The following is a 15,366-nucleotide window of genomic DNA, read 5'->3' as shown; positions in this document are numbered from 1 at the left end:
TTGGCTGACGAGAACTACTACAAAGATCCCGTCACCCATGACCCGGATATGCATCACCACAAAGAGACGTTTCCGGTACTTGTGCTTGGGGCACTCGGCGTCGTCTATGGTGATATCGGCACGAGCCCGATCTATGCTTTCCGCGAGGCGCTTCATGCTGCTTCCCTTGATGGAAGCCTGAGCCGGACTGACGTGCTCGGCGTCGTCTCGATGATCTTCTGGGCCCTCACGGTCATTGTCACCATAAAATATGTGCTTTTCGTGCTGCGCGCCGACAATGACGGCGAAGGCGGCATTCTTTCCTTGATGGCCTTGGCACGGGCGAGCTTCAAGACTCGCCCGCAACTTATTCTGGCCCTCGGGATTATCGGCGCGTCGCTGTTTTACGGCGATGCGGTGATCACGCCGGCGATTTCCGTGCTTTCGGCGGTGGAAGGCCTTGAGATCGTCACGCCCACGTTGGAGCCGTTCATCGTCCCGATCACGCTGGTCATTCTGCTGACGCTGTTTTCCATCCAGCGCTTCGGTACGGCGCGTGTCGCGACCGTTTTCGGTCCGATTACCTTGCTCTGGTTCCTTGCCCTCGGCTTCTTCGGTCTTTGGCATCTCGCCGATGATCTGAGCGTCTTTGCCGCAGCCAATCCGGTCTATGCCTTCGAATACATCATAGACAATCCGGCTACCGCCTTCCCAACCATCGGTACGGTATTTCTGGCCGTCACCGGTGCGGAGGCGCTTTACGCCGACCTCGGGCATTTCGGTCGCAAACCCATAGCCACGGCGTGGATGTGGGTCGTTTTTCCGTGCTTGCTCTTGAACTATTTCGGTCAGGGCGCCTTCATTCTCGCGCATGGCGATGCGGCCAAGAATCCGTTCTTCGAAATGTTTCCGAACTGGGCGCTTCTGCCCATGGTCATTCTCGCCACGATGGCGACGGTCATCGCCAGCCAGGCGGTCATCTCGGGTGCCTATTCGCTGTCGCGCCAGGCCGTGCAACTCAATCTCCTGCCGCGTCTGAATATCGAGCACACCTCGGAGAAACAGTCTGGCCAGGTCTATTTGCCACGGGTCAATGTACTCCTCGGCCTCGTCGTCATCTTGCTGGTTCTGGGCTTCGAGCGCTCGTCCAATCTTGCATCGGCCTATGGCATTGCCGTCACCGGCAACATGCTGGTCACGACGACCCTGCTTTTCATCGTCATGCTCCGCATCTGGAAGTGGCGTCTTTGGGTCGCAATCTGCCTGACGCTTTCCTTCCTTATCATCGATCTGACCTTCGTCAGCGCCAATCTGATCAAGGTCGTCGATGGTGGCTGGGCTTCGCTCGTCGTCGCCTTCCTGATCATCCTCGTCATGTTCACCTGGGTGCGCGGCAGCCGCCAACTTTTCGAAAAGACTCGCAAGGGCGAAGTGCCGCTTGATCTGATCTCGCGCAAGATGGCCGAAAACCCGCCGACGCTGGTTCCCGGTACGGCCGTCTTCCTCACCGGCGATCCAAAGAGCACGCCGACGGCACTGATGCACAGCCTCAAGCACTACAAGGTCTTGCATCAGAACAATGTCATCCTCACCGTCATCACCGCGCCGACGCCGCTGGTAAAGAAGAGCGAGCGCGTGCGGATCGAGCCGATCAACGACCTGTTCATGCGGGTGACGCTGACCTTCGGCTACATGGAGCGTCCCAATATTCCCCGCACCCTCGCCATCTGCCGCAAGCAGGGCTGGAAGTTCGACATCATGACGACGTCCTTCTTCCTGTCGCGGCGCTCGCTGAAAGCTTCGGCGCGGTCCGAAATGCCGCGCTGGCAGGATCGGCTTTTTATTGCCCTTGCTCGCACCGCAAGCGACGCGACGGAGTATTTCCAGATCCCGACCGGGCGCGTCGTCGAAATCGGTACGCAGGTGAATATTTAGAACCTGTTTAGTCTAGGACATGATCGAGGCGGAGTCCGGCCAGGGTCACCCCGGTCGCCAACGCCTCGCCGATACATTCTTTATCGAAAAATAATTGCGCCATGGCGCTTGCCAAATACCCTGCATCGTATTAGAAACCCGCCGTAACGTACGGTACGGTACGGCAGGGAGTTAACGCGTGCACCCCACAGTCGATGTCAGCGAAAGCGGATTGACCGAGCGTCAGAAGGACGTGCTCGATGCGGCGCTCGCGCTTCTCGTTGAGGCGGGCGACACGCTGACGATGACAAGCGTCGCGCGTCGTGCCAGTTGCTCGAAGGAAAGCCTCTACAAGTGGTTCGGCGACCGCGACGGTCTTTTGACCGCAACGGTGCAATGGCAGGCCCTGAAGGTGAGGGGCGTGCCGGTCGATCCCGAGGCATTCAACCTTGCCTCGCTGACCGCAGGGCTCGAAGGCTTCGCTGCCGATTGGCTGCGTGTGTTGTCGGGCAATATTTCGGTCGCGCTCAACCGGGTCGCCGTTGGCCATGCCGGTAGCGACAAGCAAGATCTTGGCGCGATCGTGCTCGAAAACGGCCCATTCGCCATGGCGCGGCGCTTGAAGCCCCTGCTGCAGCTTGGGCGGGAGACCGGCCTTTTGGAATTTCAGGAAACGGACGAGGCGTTTCGCACTTTCTTCGGACTTGTCGTCCGGGATGTGCAAATCCGGTTGCTGCTCGGCGACCGGCTCGGATTGAACGAGACGGCGATCGACCGTGACGCAAGGCGAGCGACACAGCAGTTTCTGGCTCTCTACGGAATTAACACCAACCAGGCCCGGAACGGCCACCAATCCTAACCAAGGGAAGGAATAGATCGATGCGCGTATATTATGACCGCGATGCGGACATCAACCTCATTAAGTCGAAGAAGGTTGCCATTATCGGCTATGGTTCGCAGGGCCGCGCCCATGCGCTGAACCTCAAGGACTCCGGCGCCAAGGACGTGCGCATTGCGCTTCGCCCCGGCTCCGCCACCGCCAAGAAGGCCGAGGCTGACGGCTTCCAGGTCGTCAGTGTTGCCGAGGCTGCAAAATGGGCCGATCTGATGATGATGGCAACGCCGGACGAGCTCCAGGCCGACATCTACAAGGAACATATCGCCGACAACATCCGCGATGGCGCTGCGATCGCCTTCGCGCACGGCCTCAACGTGCATTTCGGCCTCATCGAGCCGAAGAAGAGCGTCGACGTCGTCATGATCGCCCCGAAGGGCCCGGGCCACACCGTGCGCGGCGAATACCAGAAGGGCGGCGGCGTTCCCTGCCTTATCGCCATCCATCAGGATGCTTCCGGCAATGCGCATGATCTCGCCCTTTCCTATGCTTGCGGCGTTGGCGGCGGGCGTTCGGGTGTCATCGAGACCAATTTCCGCGAAGAGTGCGAAACCGACCTCTTCGGCGAGCAAGTCGTTCTGTGCGGCGGTCTGGTCGAACTGATCCGCGCCGGTTTTGAAACGCTGGTCGAGGCTGGCTATGCGCCGGAAATGGCCTATTTCGAGTGCCTGCACGAAGTGAAGCTGATCGTCGATCTTATCTATGAAGGCGGCATCGCCAACATGAACTATTCGATCTCGAATACGGCCGAATGGGGCGAATACGTCTCAGGTCCGCGCATCATCACCGCCGAGACCAAGGCCGAGATGAAGCGTGTTCTGAAGGATATCCAGACCGGCAAATTCACGTCCGACTGGATGCAGGAATACAAGGCCGGCGCGTCGCGCTTCAAGGGCATCCGCCGCATGAACGACGCCCACCAGATCGAAGAAGTCGGCGAAAAGCTGCGCGGCATGATGCCGTGGATCGGCAAGAACAAGCTGGTCGACAAGGCCAAGAACTAAGACGTTATCGTGTGAAGCAGAAAGGCCGGCGGAGCGATCCGCCGGCCTTTTCACCCTCTGCATTTACAAATCGCATTGCCGCCGCGGTGCGTTATATGGCTGGAACGTGTTGTCGGAAGGGCGGTACGACTGGTAGCGCGCGCGGCACCGTTCGACCTGGCTCGGTCCGGACGGCCCGACCGGACGGCGAACGCGAAAATCGTAGCAGCGCGACGAACCGGTACAATCAGGCGAGGCAATATTCGCAGGCGAACCATTCTTGAGGATGATCGGCTGGCGCGGGATGACGTCGAGGCCACGCGGCGCCGGGCGATAGGTTTGCACTTCCTGTGCCGATGCGACGCTCATCGAGATCGGCGCGGCGAGGCAGATGGCAAGGGCAATTGCTAGGTTTTTCATTTGTCCGGTCTTTCCATTCGCATAACAATATAGGAGCGAAGCGCCACGATAGCCACTGGTGGTCATCGCCGAACCCGATTAGGTTTCCTAAAAAGCAACGTTGCTTCGTACCGAATGGTTTCAACCTGGACCCCTCCGCATGCCCGTCCGCATCGCTACCTTCAATGTCGAGAACCTGATGAGCCGGTTCGATTTTTCCGGCTTCCGCAACAATCTCAACATGGATCGTTCGCTCCAGCTCTTTCAGATTCAGGACGAGGCGCAGTTCAGGCAGCTCGAACAGGCCCGCGCCATTGCCCATGCGGACGATACGCGCCAATTGACGGCGCTGGCGATTGCCGAAACCCATGCCGACATATTGTGCCTGCAGGAGGTCGACAATATCGGCGCGCTGAATGCTTTCGAGTTCGGCTACCTGTTCAAGATGGTGGGCGAGGGCTACCGCCACAAATACATGGTCGAAGGCAATGACAGCCGCGGCATCGATGTCGCCGTGCTCCTGCGCGACCAGACGCGCTATGGCGAACCGATAGAATTCGTTTCCATGACCAGCCACGCGCATGTGACCTATGACGATTTCGGGCTTTACGATCCGCAGCTCGGCCTCGTCGGGATCACCGCCAATGAGCGCATTTTCAAGCGCGACTGCCTGGAGATCGATGTGCGCATCGCCGGCAAGCCGCTCAGCCTCTTCGTCTGCCATTTCAAGTCGATGGGATCGCCGCGCAATGGTCTCGACGGGCGAACCTCGACCATGCCGGTGCGTCTTGCAGAGGCGAAGGCCGTGCGGCGCATCATCAGTGACAAGTTTGCGGCAAGCGGCGGCCCGGCGGACAAGCACTGGGTGATCTGCGGCGATTTCAACGATTATCGCGAGCGGGTGGTGATCGGCGGTGATTCCATGAGCGGCTATACGTTTGCTCCGGTCAACGACCCGGTCAGCTGCGTCGATGTCCTGCTCGAAGGCGGGTTCTGCGAAAACCTGGTGGAGAGGCGGCCGATCATGGATCGCTGGACGCTTTATCATACGCGCGGCCCGCAGGAACGGCATCTTTGCCAGCTCGACTATATCCTGGCCTCGCCGGAGCTTGCCCGTTCCAACGGCAAGGTTCTCCCCGACATCATCCGCAACGGCCAGCCGCACCGGACAATCTTTCCGCCCGGCCAAGAGGTCGATCGCTTTCCACGCACTGGCTGGGACCGGCCCAAGGCCAGTGATCATTGCCCGGTGGCAGTTACTCTCGATATGGTTTGAACGATGCTGGATATTCCGGAAGGTGCGGTCATTCCGCTGAAGAGCGCGACCGTGCGCATCGACGGCGCACCCCTGGCCTATGAATTGCAGAACAGCGCGGATATTGCGGCAAACTGGTCGCGTGCGACCGCCGACAACCCTGCCTTGTTCAATGGTCCGTTCTTCATGGCGGAAGAGGCATCGGTTGCGGGTGGCGATTTTCGCGCGCGATATCACCGCACGCGCTTTGCAACGATGATGCACTGGAAGGGCAATGCGTCTGTCGAAAAGCCCTGGCACATTTTTGGCGTGGGCGTCATCGTTTCCAGCGACAACAGGTTGATCGCCGGCCGTATGGCGCCTTCGACGTCGGCCGCGGGCCGCATCTATTTTCCAGCCGGATCCTTCGACGAGGACGATGTCGTCGGCGACCATATCGATATTGACGGCAATATGATGCGTGAAGTCGAAGAGGAAACCGGCATTGATCTTTCGCGGGCGGCAAGCAGGGACAATGCCATTTATCTCGTAACCGTGAACCGCAGCATTGCGCTGTTCCGCCGCCACTTTTTCGATCTGACCGCCGCGACCATTCTCGATCGCATCCGCGCGCACATTGCCTCGGAAAACGATCCGGAACTCGATGATATCGTTGCGATTTCCGGCGCCGGTGCAATGCGCGAGGCGACGCCGCCGACATTCCGCGCCTTTGCAGACTGGCACTTCGACCGGTCTTGAGCTTGCGCCGCAAGAGCGTAAGCTTTCAGGCCTCGGACCCGCCCAGAATGTAACCGTCACAAGCTTTGGCTTGAATGGGCGGGACCATCCACTAATTTCTGCGCATTCACGCGGGGAGAACGCAAATGGCTGGTCGGAGCTACGAAGTCTACGACGTCTTTACGGACAAGGTACTGGCGGGAAATCCCTTGGCTATCGTCCACGATACCGATGGACTCGACAGCGAGGCGATGCAGAAGATTGCGCGGGAGTTCAACCTTTCCGAAACGGTGTTCGTGCTTGCGGCCAGGAACCCGGCACATACGGCCTGGGCGCGTATCTTCACACCGGACTATGAGATGCCGTTTGCCGGTCATCCGACCGTGGGCACGGCGATTTCGCTGGCGCAACGACGCTTTGGCGCCGTCGAGGAGGATCAGGACGCGCTGATCATTCTTGAGGAGCAGGTTGGCCCGGTGCGCTGCGGCGTCCGCCTTACCGCGAGCGGTGCTTTTGCGGAGTTCGACCTGCCGAAGCTTCCCGTGCAGATACCCTACAATTACGACAGGATCGCAATTGCCAACGCGCTGCGGCTCGAACCGCGGGAGATCGGCTTCGAAAATCATGTGCCGAGCATCTGGGACGCGGGCGTGCCATTCATGATGGTCCCGGTCCATGGTCTCGAATCAGCTGGCCGCATCCGTATCAACCAGACGGCTATGAAGGATGTTGCCCCGACCATCGGGCATCGCCAGTTGCCGGTCTACTGCTATTGCCGCGAAACTATCCTGCACGATAGCCATTTTCATTCGCGCATGTTCGTCAGCGATGACGGCACCTACGAGGATCCTGCGACAGGCTCGGCGACGGCTGCCTTTGCCGGCGCCATCCACGCCTTCGACAGGCCGCTCGACGGAGTGCTGCGGCTCTCGATCGAACAAGGCTACGAGATGGGCAGGCCGTCGCGCCTGCAACTGGAGCTGGATATTGCCGAGGAGAAGCTCCTAGGCGCGCGTATTGGCGGTTCGGCGGTCAAGGTCGCGGAGGGCCGTCTTTTTGCTTGATATGCTGCCTTGCGCTGTTCCTGTGCGCGGCCGTCATAAAGTTTTCAAGAAGGGCTGGACAGGCAGGAAATGCCCCGTTATAGAGCCCTCACTTTCGGTCGTCACAGCGGCTGACGGGCACATAGCTCAGTTGGTAGAGCAGCTGACTCTTAATCAGCGGGTCGTAGGTTCGATCCCTACTGTGCCCACCATTCTTTCGAAAAAAGGGCCGCATGGCCCTTTTTTCATGCACGCGAGGCAGGCTCAACCTGCCGGCAAACGCTAGAGGAGACTTTCCATGAGCATCCGTCGTATTGAAGTTGGTCCGCGCATGAGCCAGGCCGTTATCCATGGCAACACGGTATATCTCGCCGGGCAGGTGGGTGGCCCGGGCAAGAGTGTTACCGAGCAGACCAAGGATGTCCTTGCGGCCGTCGATCGCCTGCTCAAGGAAGCCGGCACCGACAAGTCGAAGCTGCTCCAGGCCATTATCTGGCTCGACGACATGAAGGACTTCAGCGAGATGAACGCCGTGTGGGATAGCTGGGTCGATCCGGCCAATACGCCCGCGCGCGCGACCGGCGAAGCCAAGCTCGCAACGCCCGAATACAAGGTCGAGATCATCGTCACCGCCGCTCTCTGATTCGGTTTGGCGCACGTCAATGTGCGTTATTCTTGAAGCGGTTGTCACCATCCTGCCGTAAAAGGCGGTTTCTTTGCAGCAAAGCCCGAGTAAATTGCTCGGGCAGGCTGGATTTTTGGCGCGGAAATGCATAAAGTCCGCGCTTCTCCGGATTGCCACAGGGGCAATTCTTCAAACGCTTGTCTGATTGTAGCCAATTGCTATTGCGCAAGACGAGGCAAGCATGGGTAAGGAAAACGATTGCAAGTACTCGTTCGAGACAACAATGTTGAACAGGCCCTCCGGGTCCTGAAGAAAAAGATGCAGCGGGAGGGTCTCTTCCGCGAAATGAAGGCGCGCCAGGCATTCGAAAAGCCGTCCGAGCGCCGTGTCCGTGAAAAAGCTGAAGCCGTCAGCCGCGCCCGCAAGGCAGCGCGCAAGCAGGCACAGCGCGAAGGTCTCCTGCCAGGACCGAAGAAGAAGGAACGCCCGCCGCGTCCGAATGGCAATAGCGGTGGCGATTTCAACCGATAGTCGGTGACCGGCCCGTCCGGTCATTTTTATAGCGAGAAAACCCGCACGGCCTTGCCCGGGCGGGTTTCGTTTTTCCTGGCCCTGAATGGTCGGCCGGGATCATCCCTTGGGCGGTTTCCAGAAAGTGCCTCCTTGCGCGGCCCAATAGCCTGCCTATTCATGCAGGCATTCAGTCATGCATCATGGAGACAAGCATATGGCGCTCAAGCTCAACATTATCATTGCCAGCACACGCCCCGGTCGTGGCGGTCCGGCAGTCGCAAAGTGGTTTCATGAATTTGCCAGCTTGGATGCCCGGTTCGAAACCGCGCTGATCGACCTTGCCGAGATAAACCTGCCTCTCCTTGATGAACCGCATCATCCCCGCATGCTGAAATATGAAAAGGCTCATACCAAGCGTTGGAGCAGCCTCGTCGATGCGGCAGACGCAACCGTTTTCGTTACCCCGGAATATGATTATTTTGCTCCGCCATCGCTCATCAACGCTTTGATTTACCTGTCCAAGGAGTGGAATTACAAACCGGCCGGATTTGTCAGCTATGGCGGCGTATCCGGCGGCTTGCGCTCGGTCGAGTCGGTAAAAGGGCTGGTTGCGGGCTTGCGCATGATGCCGATTCCCGACGGCGTTGCCGTGCATTCGTATCAGCAGTTCATTGATGATGAAGGCGTCTTCCAAGCCACCGAATCGATGACGGGCAGCGCGGCGACAATGCTGGCGGAGCTTGCCAAGTGGGCAGAGGCCCTGAAGCCGCTGCGCACCTGACCTGACGTATTGACCCGCTTGACAACAGCGTTGCAGGCGGGTCTCTTAGAGACATTCACCAGGGGGGTCCCGACAAGGGGCTGAGATACTGCTGGCCATCGGCAAGCGCAGTGACCCGTTGAACCTGATCCAGTTCATACTGGCGTAGGGACGGTGCAAAAGTCTGCGCGGGCCAGGGATCTCCTGTTGTAGTTCGCACAAGCCTTTCATCCTTCCGGCACAGAACTGGGTTTCGCGCCTGCATGGCCATAATGGCGTGCGGGCAATTTGAACTGGCGGGCGTTTTTGAGCGTTCGCGGAGCAAAGGAACCTGATGATGACCGCAATTACTCCAATCGTTTCGACCGGCGCGCTCCCGGCATCGACCAAGGTCTACAAGGCCGGGCGCATATATGCGGATTTGCGCGTACCGATGCGCGAAATTGCCGTGCATCCGACGGCGGGCGAGCCCAATATCACCGTCTATGATGCGTCCGGTCCCTATAGCGATCCGCTCGTGACGATCGATATTGCGCAGGGCCTGCCACGCATGCGGGAGGCCTGGCTTGAGGCGAGGGGCGACACGATTGTTTATGACGGCCGCCACGTTCTCCCTGCCGATAATGGCTTTGCGACCGGTGAACGCCTGACGCCGGCTTTCTCCGGTCTCAGCAGGCCACGCAGGTCCAGGGACGGCCGTGCCGTTACCCAACTCGCCTATGCGCGGGCAGGCATCGTTACGCCGGAGATGGAGTTTGTCGCGATTCGCGAAAACCTTGGCCGCGAAGCGGCGAGGAGCGCGTTGGTACGCGACGGCGAATCCTTCGGAGCGGCAATACCGGACTATGTGACGCCCGAATTCGTGCGCGACGAGATCGCGCGGGGCAGGGCGATCATCCCTGCCAATATCAACCACCCCGAACTCGAGCCGATGATCATCGGCCGCAATTTCCTCGTCAAGATCAATGCCAATATCGGCAATTCCGCTGTCACCTCTTCGATGGCCGAGGAGGTCGAGAAAATGGTCTGGGCGACGCGCTGGGGCGCGGATACGGTCATGGACCTTTCGACCGGGCGCAATATTCACAATATCCGCGAGTGGATCATCCGCAACGCGCCAGTGCCGATCGGCACGGTTCCGCTCTATCAGGCGCTGGAAAAGGTGGGCGGTATCGCCGAGGACCTGAGCTGGGAGATTTTCCGCGATACGCTGATCGAACAGGCGGAACAGGGCGTCGACTATTTCACCATCCATGCCGGGGTGCGGCTTCATTACATCCCGCTCACCGTCAACCGGGTGACCGGCATTGTCTCGCGCGGCGGCTCGATCATGGCGAAGTGGTGCCTGCATCACCACAGGGAAAGCTTCCTTTACGAGCATTTCGCGGAAATCTGCGATATTTGCCGCGCCTATGATGTTTCCTTCTCCCTGGGTGACGGGCTGCGGCCTGGCTCGATCGCCGATGCCAACGATGCGGCGCAATTTGCCGAGCTCGAGACGCTCGGCGAACTCACCCGGATCGCCTGGGCCAAGGATTGCCAGGTGATGATCGAAGGGCCCGGCCACGTGCCGATGCACAAGATCAAGGAGAACATGGACAAGCAGCTCGCCGTTTGCGGCGAGGCTCCATTTTATACGCTCGGACCGCTGACGACAGACATCGCACCCGGCTACGATCACATCACCTCCGGCATCGGCGCAGCAATGATCGGCTGGTTCGGCACAGCAATGCTCTGCTACGTCACACCCAAGGAGCATCTCGGCCTGCCCAATCGGGACGATGTCAAGGTCGGCGTCATCACCTACAAGATCGCCGCCCATGCGGCCGACCTTGCCAAGGGTCATCCGGCGGCGAAACTGCGCGACGACGCGCTGTCGCGGGCGCGTTTCGAGTTCCGCTGGGAAGACCAGTTCAACCTGTCGCTCGATCCCGAAACCGCGCGCCTCTATCACGATGAGACACTTCCGAAAGAAGCGCACAAAGTGGCGCATTTCTGCTCGATGTGCGGGCCGAAATTCTGTTCGATGCGCATTTCGCACGACATCAGGGCGGAGGCGCAGAAGGAAGGCATGGCGGCGATGGCGGCGAAATTCCGCGAGGGCGGCGATCTCTATATGCCGCTGGAAAATGGCGGTTGATCCATGGCGGTGCTTGTCAAAGGCGCGGCCGTTGCCGGCCTGGCGGTCGCGCATGAACTGATGGTGCGCGGTATCGAGGTGACCGTGGTCGATCCAGCGCCCGGAGGCCTAAGGGCCGCATCCTGGTATGCTGGCGGTATGCTAGCGCCCTATTGCGAAAGGGAAAGCGCCGAGCAGGCCGTCGTCGAGCTTGGACGAGCGGCAGCTGATTGGTGGGAGGAAGCACTGCCCGGCAGCGTGACCCGGAACGGCACGCTGGTCCTCGCCCCGGCACGCGACCATAAGGAACTCGACCGCTTTGGCGCGCGCACGTCCGGCTTCGAAATGGTCGATGAAGGAGGGATCGCGGCGCTTGAGCCCGACCTTTCCGGCCGCTTTCGCAAGGGGCTTCATTTTCCCAGCGAAGCGCATCTTGATCCTCGCCACGCGCTGGTCGGCCTTGCCGCAAAGCTTGCAGCCTCCGGTGTTTCTTTCGAAACCGATCTGTCGGCCCCGTCGGACTTCGAGTGGACCATAGAATGTGTCGGTCGCGCGACGCAGGACGAGAACATTCGCGGCGTGCGCGGCGAAATGCTGCTGTTGCGCACGCCGGATGTTGCCCTGTCGCGGCCGATACGGCTCATTCATCCCCGCTTTCCCGTCTACATCGTGCCAAGGGCAGGACAGACCTTCATGGTCGGCGCAACGATGATCGAAAGCGATGCGACCGGGCCGATCACAGCGCGTTCGATGATGGAACTGCTGAATGCCGCCTATAGCCTGCATCCCGCCTTTGGCGAGGCTGAGATCGTGGAGACTGGAACCGGTATCCGGCCAGCCTATGCCGACAACCTGCCGCGCGTCGTCCGCAACGGCAATGCAATCAGCATCAATGGACTTTTTCGCCACGGTTTCCTGCTTGCTCCCGCCATGGCGCTGCAGGCTGCGGACATGATTTTCGATGAAAGGAACAAGGCGCAATGAAACTCATCGTCAACGGTGAAACGCGGGAGGTCGCGGCGCAATTCCTCAACGCGCTGCTGAGCGAGCTGGAGTTCGAGGGCGAATGGCTGGCGACGGCGCTGAATGGCGAACTCGTCCGCTCGGCCGAGCGTACAGACTGCGCGCTCCGGGAGGGGGACCGCATCGAAATTCTGACGCCGCGGCAGGGAGGCTGAGCATGCTGACGCTTTACGGCACCGAACTTCATTCACATTTGCTCCTCGGAACCGCGCAATACCCATCGCCGGCAATTCTGCTCGACGCCATTAAGGCCTCAGGCACTGGGGTCGTCACGGTTTCCTTGCGCCGCGAAACGGCGGGTGGAAGTTCCGGCGAAAGGTTCTGGTCGTTGATTCGCTCTTCCGGCGTAAGCGTGCTGCCGAATACGGCCGGCTGCCATTCGGCGAAGGAAGCGGTGCTGACGGCACAGATGGCGCGTGATCTCTTCGCCACGGATTGGATCAAGCTCGAAGTCATCGGCAATCACGACACGCTGCAACCGGATGTTTTCACGCTGGTCGAGGCCGCGCGTATCCTGAGCAACGAGGGGTTCAAGGTCTTTCCCTATACGACCGACGACCTTGTCGTCGCCGGGAGGCTGATCGATGCCGGCTGCGAGGTGCTGATGCCATGGTGCGCTCCGATCGGCTCGGCGCAAGGCCCGTTGAACCTGCATGCGCTTCGCTCGCTGCGCGGTCATTTCCCGGATGTCCCGTTGATTGTCGATGCCGGCCTCGGCCGTCCGTCCCATGCGGCGATCGTGATGGAACTCGGCTTTGATGCGATCCTGCTCAACACGGCCGTGGCGAAGGCAGGTGATCCGGTGGCGATGGCCGGCGCCTTCGCCAAGGCGACGGAGGCCGGCTACGCCGCATTTCGCGCCGGCATGCTCGAGCCGCGCGATGTTGCCGTGCCGTCAACGCCGGTGATCGGCAAGGCAGTTTTTGGCTAGCAAACGCCTCGGCCAGTCAGCTATCGAGCAAGGCTGCGACGTTGTGGTTTTCGCCGTAGACGAGGCAATCGGCAATGGTTGTCTTGTCGAGGACGCCCCGCGTCACATTGGCCACCTCGTTGAAGACATGGCGAATCTCGCAGGTCGCTTCGCTGGCGCAATCCTCGCAGCGGCGATAGGCGATCTTGCTGAGGCAGGGGAGTGGCGCAATCGGTCCGTCGATGAGCCTCAGCACTTCGCCGAAAGTGATGTCCTCCGCGGATTTCAGTAGCAGATACCCGCCCATCTTGCCGCGACGGCTCATGACGATGCCCTGACGCTTCAGATCGAGAAGAATCTGCTCGAGGAACTTCTTTGGGATGTTCTGCTCTTCGGCGATGTCGGAGATAAAGAGCGCTTTCTCGGCATCCGCCCTGGCGAGCACGACAAGAGCCCGCAGTGCGTATTTGGCTTTTTGCGATATCATTTTCTCTGCCTGACCACCGTTTCAGCTGCAGTCATAGTCCGTCGCATACCATTTTCCATTGTAGAAGTGTTAAAAATCTTAAGTTTTTTTGCGGCGGAGGAATGGCTTAAAAATGGCGTGTAAGGCGCTGAAAAATAAGAATTCATTAAGATACTTGCCTCTTTGCCGAAGATAGGTTCACACGTTTGATACACGATTGAAACGGTAGAGATTATTGACAAATGATTTCAAGCCGTCATCATCAGCTATCGGTTGACCCCAAAAGGCAACTGCACTCTGCAACCGAAACCATTCTCGGAGGTCGCGATGTACAGTGAAGTATCGAGCATTTTCAATCGGGCCGAACGCTTGTGGCGCGACGTATTTACAGCAGAAACGCTGGAGCTGGATACCGGCGACTCCAAGAAGCGCGACTGCGATGAAGCGTCCGCCAAGCGCCATCGCAATTGGACGGAAGAAGACTTTCTCTGGTGCTGGCAGCATCGCGGTTTCTGGTAATCGCAGGCATATCCGGCGGTCGGAGCGACGCGCTGCAGGCAGTTGCTCCGTGCCACTACAGTTGTAGAATTTGGTTTCATTTATTGCATTAACAATAGAACAAAAGTCCTTCCGCGTCGGGCCCGCTCCGGCCATTCTGGCAAAAATTGCCCATCTTGAACCAGAGTGGCAATGGTCATCATTGCCGGTGCGTTCGCTCCCGGCCTGTGCGGGAGTTTTCCATGAAAAGACTATTGGTTTTGACGGCTGTGGCGCTCGGCCTCAGCCTTAATGCGGTGAAAGCGGCCGACGAGCCGAGCGAAATCCTCAACGTTTCCTACGATATCTCGCGCGAACTCTACGAGCAGATCGACAAGGCGTTTTCCGCTGCCTACAAGAGCGAGAAGGGCAAGGACATCACCGTCAACCAGTCGCATGCCGGTTCGTCCAAGCAGGCGCGCTCGATCCTTGAAGGGCTCGACGCCGATGTCGTGACCTTCAACCAGGTCACCGACGTTCAGGTCCTGCACGACAAGGGCAACTTCATCCCTGCCGACTGGCAGTCCCGCCTGCCGAATAATTCCTCGCCCTATTACTCGCTTCCCGCCTTCCTCGTTCGGGCGGGAAATCCCAAGCACATCAAGAACTGGGATGATCTTGTGCGCGACGACGTCAAGGTCGTGTTTCCCAACCCCAAGACATCGGGCAATGCGCGTTATACCTATCTGGCTGCCTACGCCTATGCGCTCGAAGCCAACAACAAGGATGAAGCGAAAGCTCAGGAGTTCGTCAAGAAACTGTTCGCCAATGTGCCGGTTTTCGACACGGGCGGGCGCGCGGCAACGACGACCTTTGCCGAGCGCGGCATTGGCGATGTGCTGATTACATTCGAGGCGGAAGTGCTCGGAACGCGCAAACAGCTTGGCGAGGACAAGTATGAAGCCGTCGTGCCGCCGGTCAGCCTCCTTGCCGAATTCCCGGTGACCGTCGTCGACAAGGTGGTCGACAAGCGCGGCTCGCGTGCCATTGCCGAGGATTATCTGAAGTTCCTTTACACACCCGAGGGCCAGGACATCCTTGCCCAAAACTTCAACCGTGTGAACGATGCATCGGTGAAGGCGAAATATGCCGCGCAGTTTCCGGAAACACGGCTCCTGACGGTGGAAGATGTCTTCGGCGGCTGGGACAAGCTTTCCAAGGAGCATTTCTCCGAAGGCGGCATTCTCGACAAGGTGTTCACCAAGCGTTAACCGGACCGGCCAGCATG

The 15,366-nt window shown here is 59.3% G+C and carries 16 protein-coding genes, 1 tRNA gene, 1 pseudogene and 1 riboswitch; of the genes and pseudogenes, 15 read left to right on the top strand and 3 right to left on the bottom strand.

What is annotated here, in order from left to right; translation table 11 throughout:
* Positions 1-48: 48 nt before the first annotated feature.
* The 3 genes from BM074_RS11975 (at position 49) to ilvC (ending at position 3,792) form a co-directional block, all read left to right on the top strand.
* Positions 49-1,914 carry a potassium transporter Kup gene (locus BM074_RS11975; RefSeq protein WP_228019398.1) on the top strand — a complete coding sequence of 622 codons (1,866 nt, stop codon included), beginning with the start codon at positions 49-51 and terminating at the stop codon, positions 1,912-1,914.
* Between the two features lie 178 nt (positions 1,915-2,092).
* The gene (locus tag BM074_RS11970; RefSeq protein WP_091922211.1) at positions 2,093-2,752 is read left to right on the top strand and encodes a TetR/AcrR family transcriptional regulator; all 660 of its coding nucleotides are present in this window, start codon (positions 2,093-2,095) and stop codon (positions 2,750-2,752) included.
* A gap of 20 nt (positions 2,753-2,772) precedes the next feature.
* A complete protein-coding gene (gene ilvC, locus BM074_RS11965; RefSeq protein WP_027231841.1) occupies positions 2,773-3,792 on the top strand; it encodes a ketol-acid reductoisomerase in 1,020 nt (339 codons plus the stop codon).
* A 63-nt stretch (positions 3,793-3,855) separates the two neighbouring features.
* Here ilvC and BM074_RS23280 read toward each other — a convergent pair.
* Positions 3,856-3,978 (bottom strand): annotated as a pseudogene (locus tag BM074_RS23280) (BA14K family protein); the annotation flags it as partial.
* 352 nt (positions 3,979-4,330) lie between these two features.
* Here BM074_RS23280 and BM074_RS11955 point away from each other — a divergent pair.
* The 11 genes from BM074_RS11955 (at position 4,331) to BM074_RS11905 (ending at position 13,156) form a co-directional block, all read left to right on the top strand.
* Positions 4,331-5,446, top strand: a complete 1,116-nt coding sequence (locus tag BM074_RS11955) for an endonuclease/exonuclease/phosphatase family protein (RefSeq protein WP_091922207.1) — start codon at positions 4,331-4,333, stop codon at positions 5,444-5,446.
* A 3-nt stretch (positions 5,447-5,449) separates the two neighbouring features.
* Entirely contained in the window at positions 5,450-6,163 is a 714-nt protein-coding gene (locus tag BM074_RS11950; protein WP_091922205.1) for an NUDIX hydrolase, read from the top strand.
* A gap of 125 nt (positions 6,164-6,288) precedes the next feature.
* Positions 6,289-7,206: a PhzF family phenazine biosynthesis protein gene (locus BM074_RS11945; RefSeq protein ID WP_091922203.1), complete on the top strand. Its 918-nt coding sequence runs from the start codon at positions 6,289-6,291 to the stop codon at positions 7,204-7,206.
* 115 nt (positions 7,207-7,321) lie between these two features.
* Positions 7,322-7,397: transfer RNA gene (locus tag BM074_RS11940), tRNA-Lys, on the top strand.
* An 86-nt stretch (positions 7,398-7,483) separates the two neighbouring features.
* Positions 7,484-7,828 (top strand): RidA family protein, encoded by a 345-nt coding sequence (locus BM074_RS11935; protein WP_027231836.1) that lies wholly within the window; start codon positions 7,484-7,486, stop codon positions 7,826-7,828.
* 240 nt (positions 7,829-8,068) lie between these two features.
* A complete protein-coding gene (gene rpsU / locus BM074_RS11930; RefSeq protein ID WP_027231835.1) occupies positions 8,069-8,341 on the top strand; it encodes a 30S ribosomal protein S21 in 273 nt (90 codons plus the stop codon).
* 196 nt (positions 8,342-8,537) lie between these two features.
* Positions 8,538-9,104, top strand: a complete 567-nt coding sequence (locus BM074_RS11925; RefSeq protein WP_091922201.1) for an NADPH-dependent FMN reductase — start codon at positions 8,538-8,540, stop codon at positions 9,102-9,104.
* 50 nt (positions 9,105-9,154) lie between these two features.
* A riboswitch (TPP riboswitch) is annotated at positions 9,155-9,273 on the top strand.
* Positions 9,274-9,420: 147 nt separating this feature from the next.
* Positions 9,421-11,223 (top strand): phosphomethylpyrimidine synthase ThiC, encoded by a 1,803-nt coding sequence (thiC, locus tag BM074_RS11920; protein ID WP_091922450.1) that lies wholly within the window; start codon positions 9,421-9,423, stop codon positions 11,221-11,223.
* A gap of 3 nt (positions 11,224-11,226) precedes the next feature.
* A complete protein-coding gene (gene thiO, locus BM074_RS11915; protein ID WP_091922199.1) occupies positions 11,227-12,186 on the top strand; it encodes a glycine oxidase ThiO in 960 nt (319 codons plus the stop codon).
* A complete protein-coding gene (gene thiS, locus BM074_RS11910; protein ID WP_091922197.1) occupies positions 12,183-12,380 on the top strand; it encodes a sulfur carrier protein ThiS in 198 nt (65 codons plus the stop codon). Before thiO ends, thiS begins: the two co-directional genes overlap by 4 nt.
* Before the next feature lie 2 nt (positions 12,381-12,382).
* Positions 12,383-13,156, top strand: coding sequence for a thiazole synthase (locus tag BM074_RS11905; RefSeq protein ID WP_091922195.1), 774 nt, complete (start codon positions 12,383-12,385; stop codon positions 13,154-13,156).
* A gap of 16 nt (positions 13,157-13,172) precedes the next feature.
* Here BM074_RS11905 and BM074_RS11900 read toward each other — a convergent pair whose 3' ends face one another.
* Complete coding sequence (locus BM074_RS11900; RefSeq protein WP_027231829.1) at positions 13,173-13,622, bottom strand: RrF2 family transcriptional regulator; 450 nt, start codon at positions 13,620-13,622, stop codon at positions 13,173-13,175.
* Between the two features lie 177 nt (positions 13,623-13,799).
* Positions 13,800-14,105, bottom strand: a complete 306-nt coding sequence (locus tag BM074_RS22720) for a hypothetical protein (RefSeq protein WP_139217656.1) — start codon at positions 14,103-14,105, stop codon at positions 13,800-13,802.
* A gap of 236 nt (positions 14,106-14,341) precedes the next feature.
* Here BM074_RS22720 and BM074_RS11890 point away from each other — a divergent pair, with 236 nt between their 5' ends.
* Complete coding sequence (locus BM074_RS11890; RefSeq protein WP_091922194.1) at positions 14,342-15,349, top strand: sulfate ABC transporter substrate-binding protein; 1,008 nt, start codon at positions 14,342-14,344, stop codon at positions 15,347-15,349.
* Positions 15,350-15,366: the final 17 nt, after the last annotated feature.

It is taken from the genome of Phyllobacterium sp. CL33Tsu (assembly GCF_900113985.1).
GTDB lineage: Bacteria > Pseudomonadota > Alphaproteobacteria > Rhizobiales > Rhizobiaceae > Phyllobacterium > Phyllobacterium pellucidum.
The sequence above is the reverse complement of the archived record's forward strand: the minus strand, read 5'-3'. Positions and strand labels throughout refer to the sequence as shown.

What these genes read in the sequence shown, in the direction of transcription:
- BM074_RS11975 (WP_228019398.1), top strand. Translation starts at nt 49, where the DNA reads ATGCATCACCACAAAGAGACGTTTCCGGTACTTGTGCTTGGGGCACTC.
- ilvC (WP_027231841.1), top strand. Translation starts at nt 2,773, where the DNA reads ATGCGCGTATATTATGACCGCGATGCGGACATCAACCTCATTAAGTCG.
- thiS (WP_091922197.1), top strand. Translation starts at nt 12,183, where the DNA reads ATGAAACTCATCGTCAACGGTGAAACGCGGGAGGTCGCGGCGCAATTC.
- BM074_RS11955 (WP_091922207.1), top strand. Translation starts at nt 4,331, where the DNA reads ATGCCCGTCCGCATCGCTACCTTCAATGTCGAGAACCTGATGAGCCGG.
- BM074_RS11945 (WP_091922203.1), top strand. Translation starts at nt 6,289, where the DNA reads ATGGCTGGTCGGAGCTACGAAGTCTACGACGTCTTTACGGACAAGGTA.
- BM074_RS11905 (WP_091922195.1), top strand. Translation starts at nt 12,383, where the DNA reads ATGCTGACGCTTTACGGCACCGAACTTCATTCACATTTGCTCCTCGGA.
- BM074_RS11935 (WP_027231836.1), top strand. Translation starts at nt 7,484, where the DNA reads ATGAGCATCCGTCGTATTGAAGTTGGTCCGCGCATGAGCCAGGCCGTT.
- BM074_RS11950 (WP_091922205.1), top strand. Translation starts at nt 5,450, where the DNA reads ATGCTGGATATTCCGGAAGGTGCGGTCATTCCGCTGAAGAGCGCGACC.
- BM074_RS11900 (WP_027231829.1), bottom strand. Translation starts at nt 13,622, where the DNA reads ATGATATCGCAAAAAGCCAAATACGCACTGCGGGCTCTTGTCGTGCTC.
- thiO (WP_091922199.1), top strand. Translation starts at nt 11,227, where the DNA reads ATGGCGGTGCTTGTCAAAGGCGCGGCCGTTGCCGGCCTGGCGGTCGCG.
- BM074_RS11925 (WP_091922201.1), top strand. Translation starts at nt 8,538, where the DNA reads ATGGCGCTCAAGCTCAACATTATCATTGCCAGCACACGCCCCGGTCGT.
- thiC (WP_091922450.1), top strand. Translation starts at nt 9,421, where the DNA reads ATGACCGCAATTACTCCAATCGTTTCGACCGGCGCGCTCCCGGCATCG.
- BM074_RS22720 (WP_139217656.1), bottom strand. Translation starts at nt 14,105, where the DNA reads ATGCTGCCAGCACCAGAGAAAGTCTTCTTCCGTCCAATTGCGATGGCG.
- BM074_RS11890 (WP_091922194.1), top strand. Translation starts at nt 14,342, where the DNA reads ATGAAAAGACTATTGGTTTTGACGGCTGTGGCGCTCGGCCTCAGCCTT.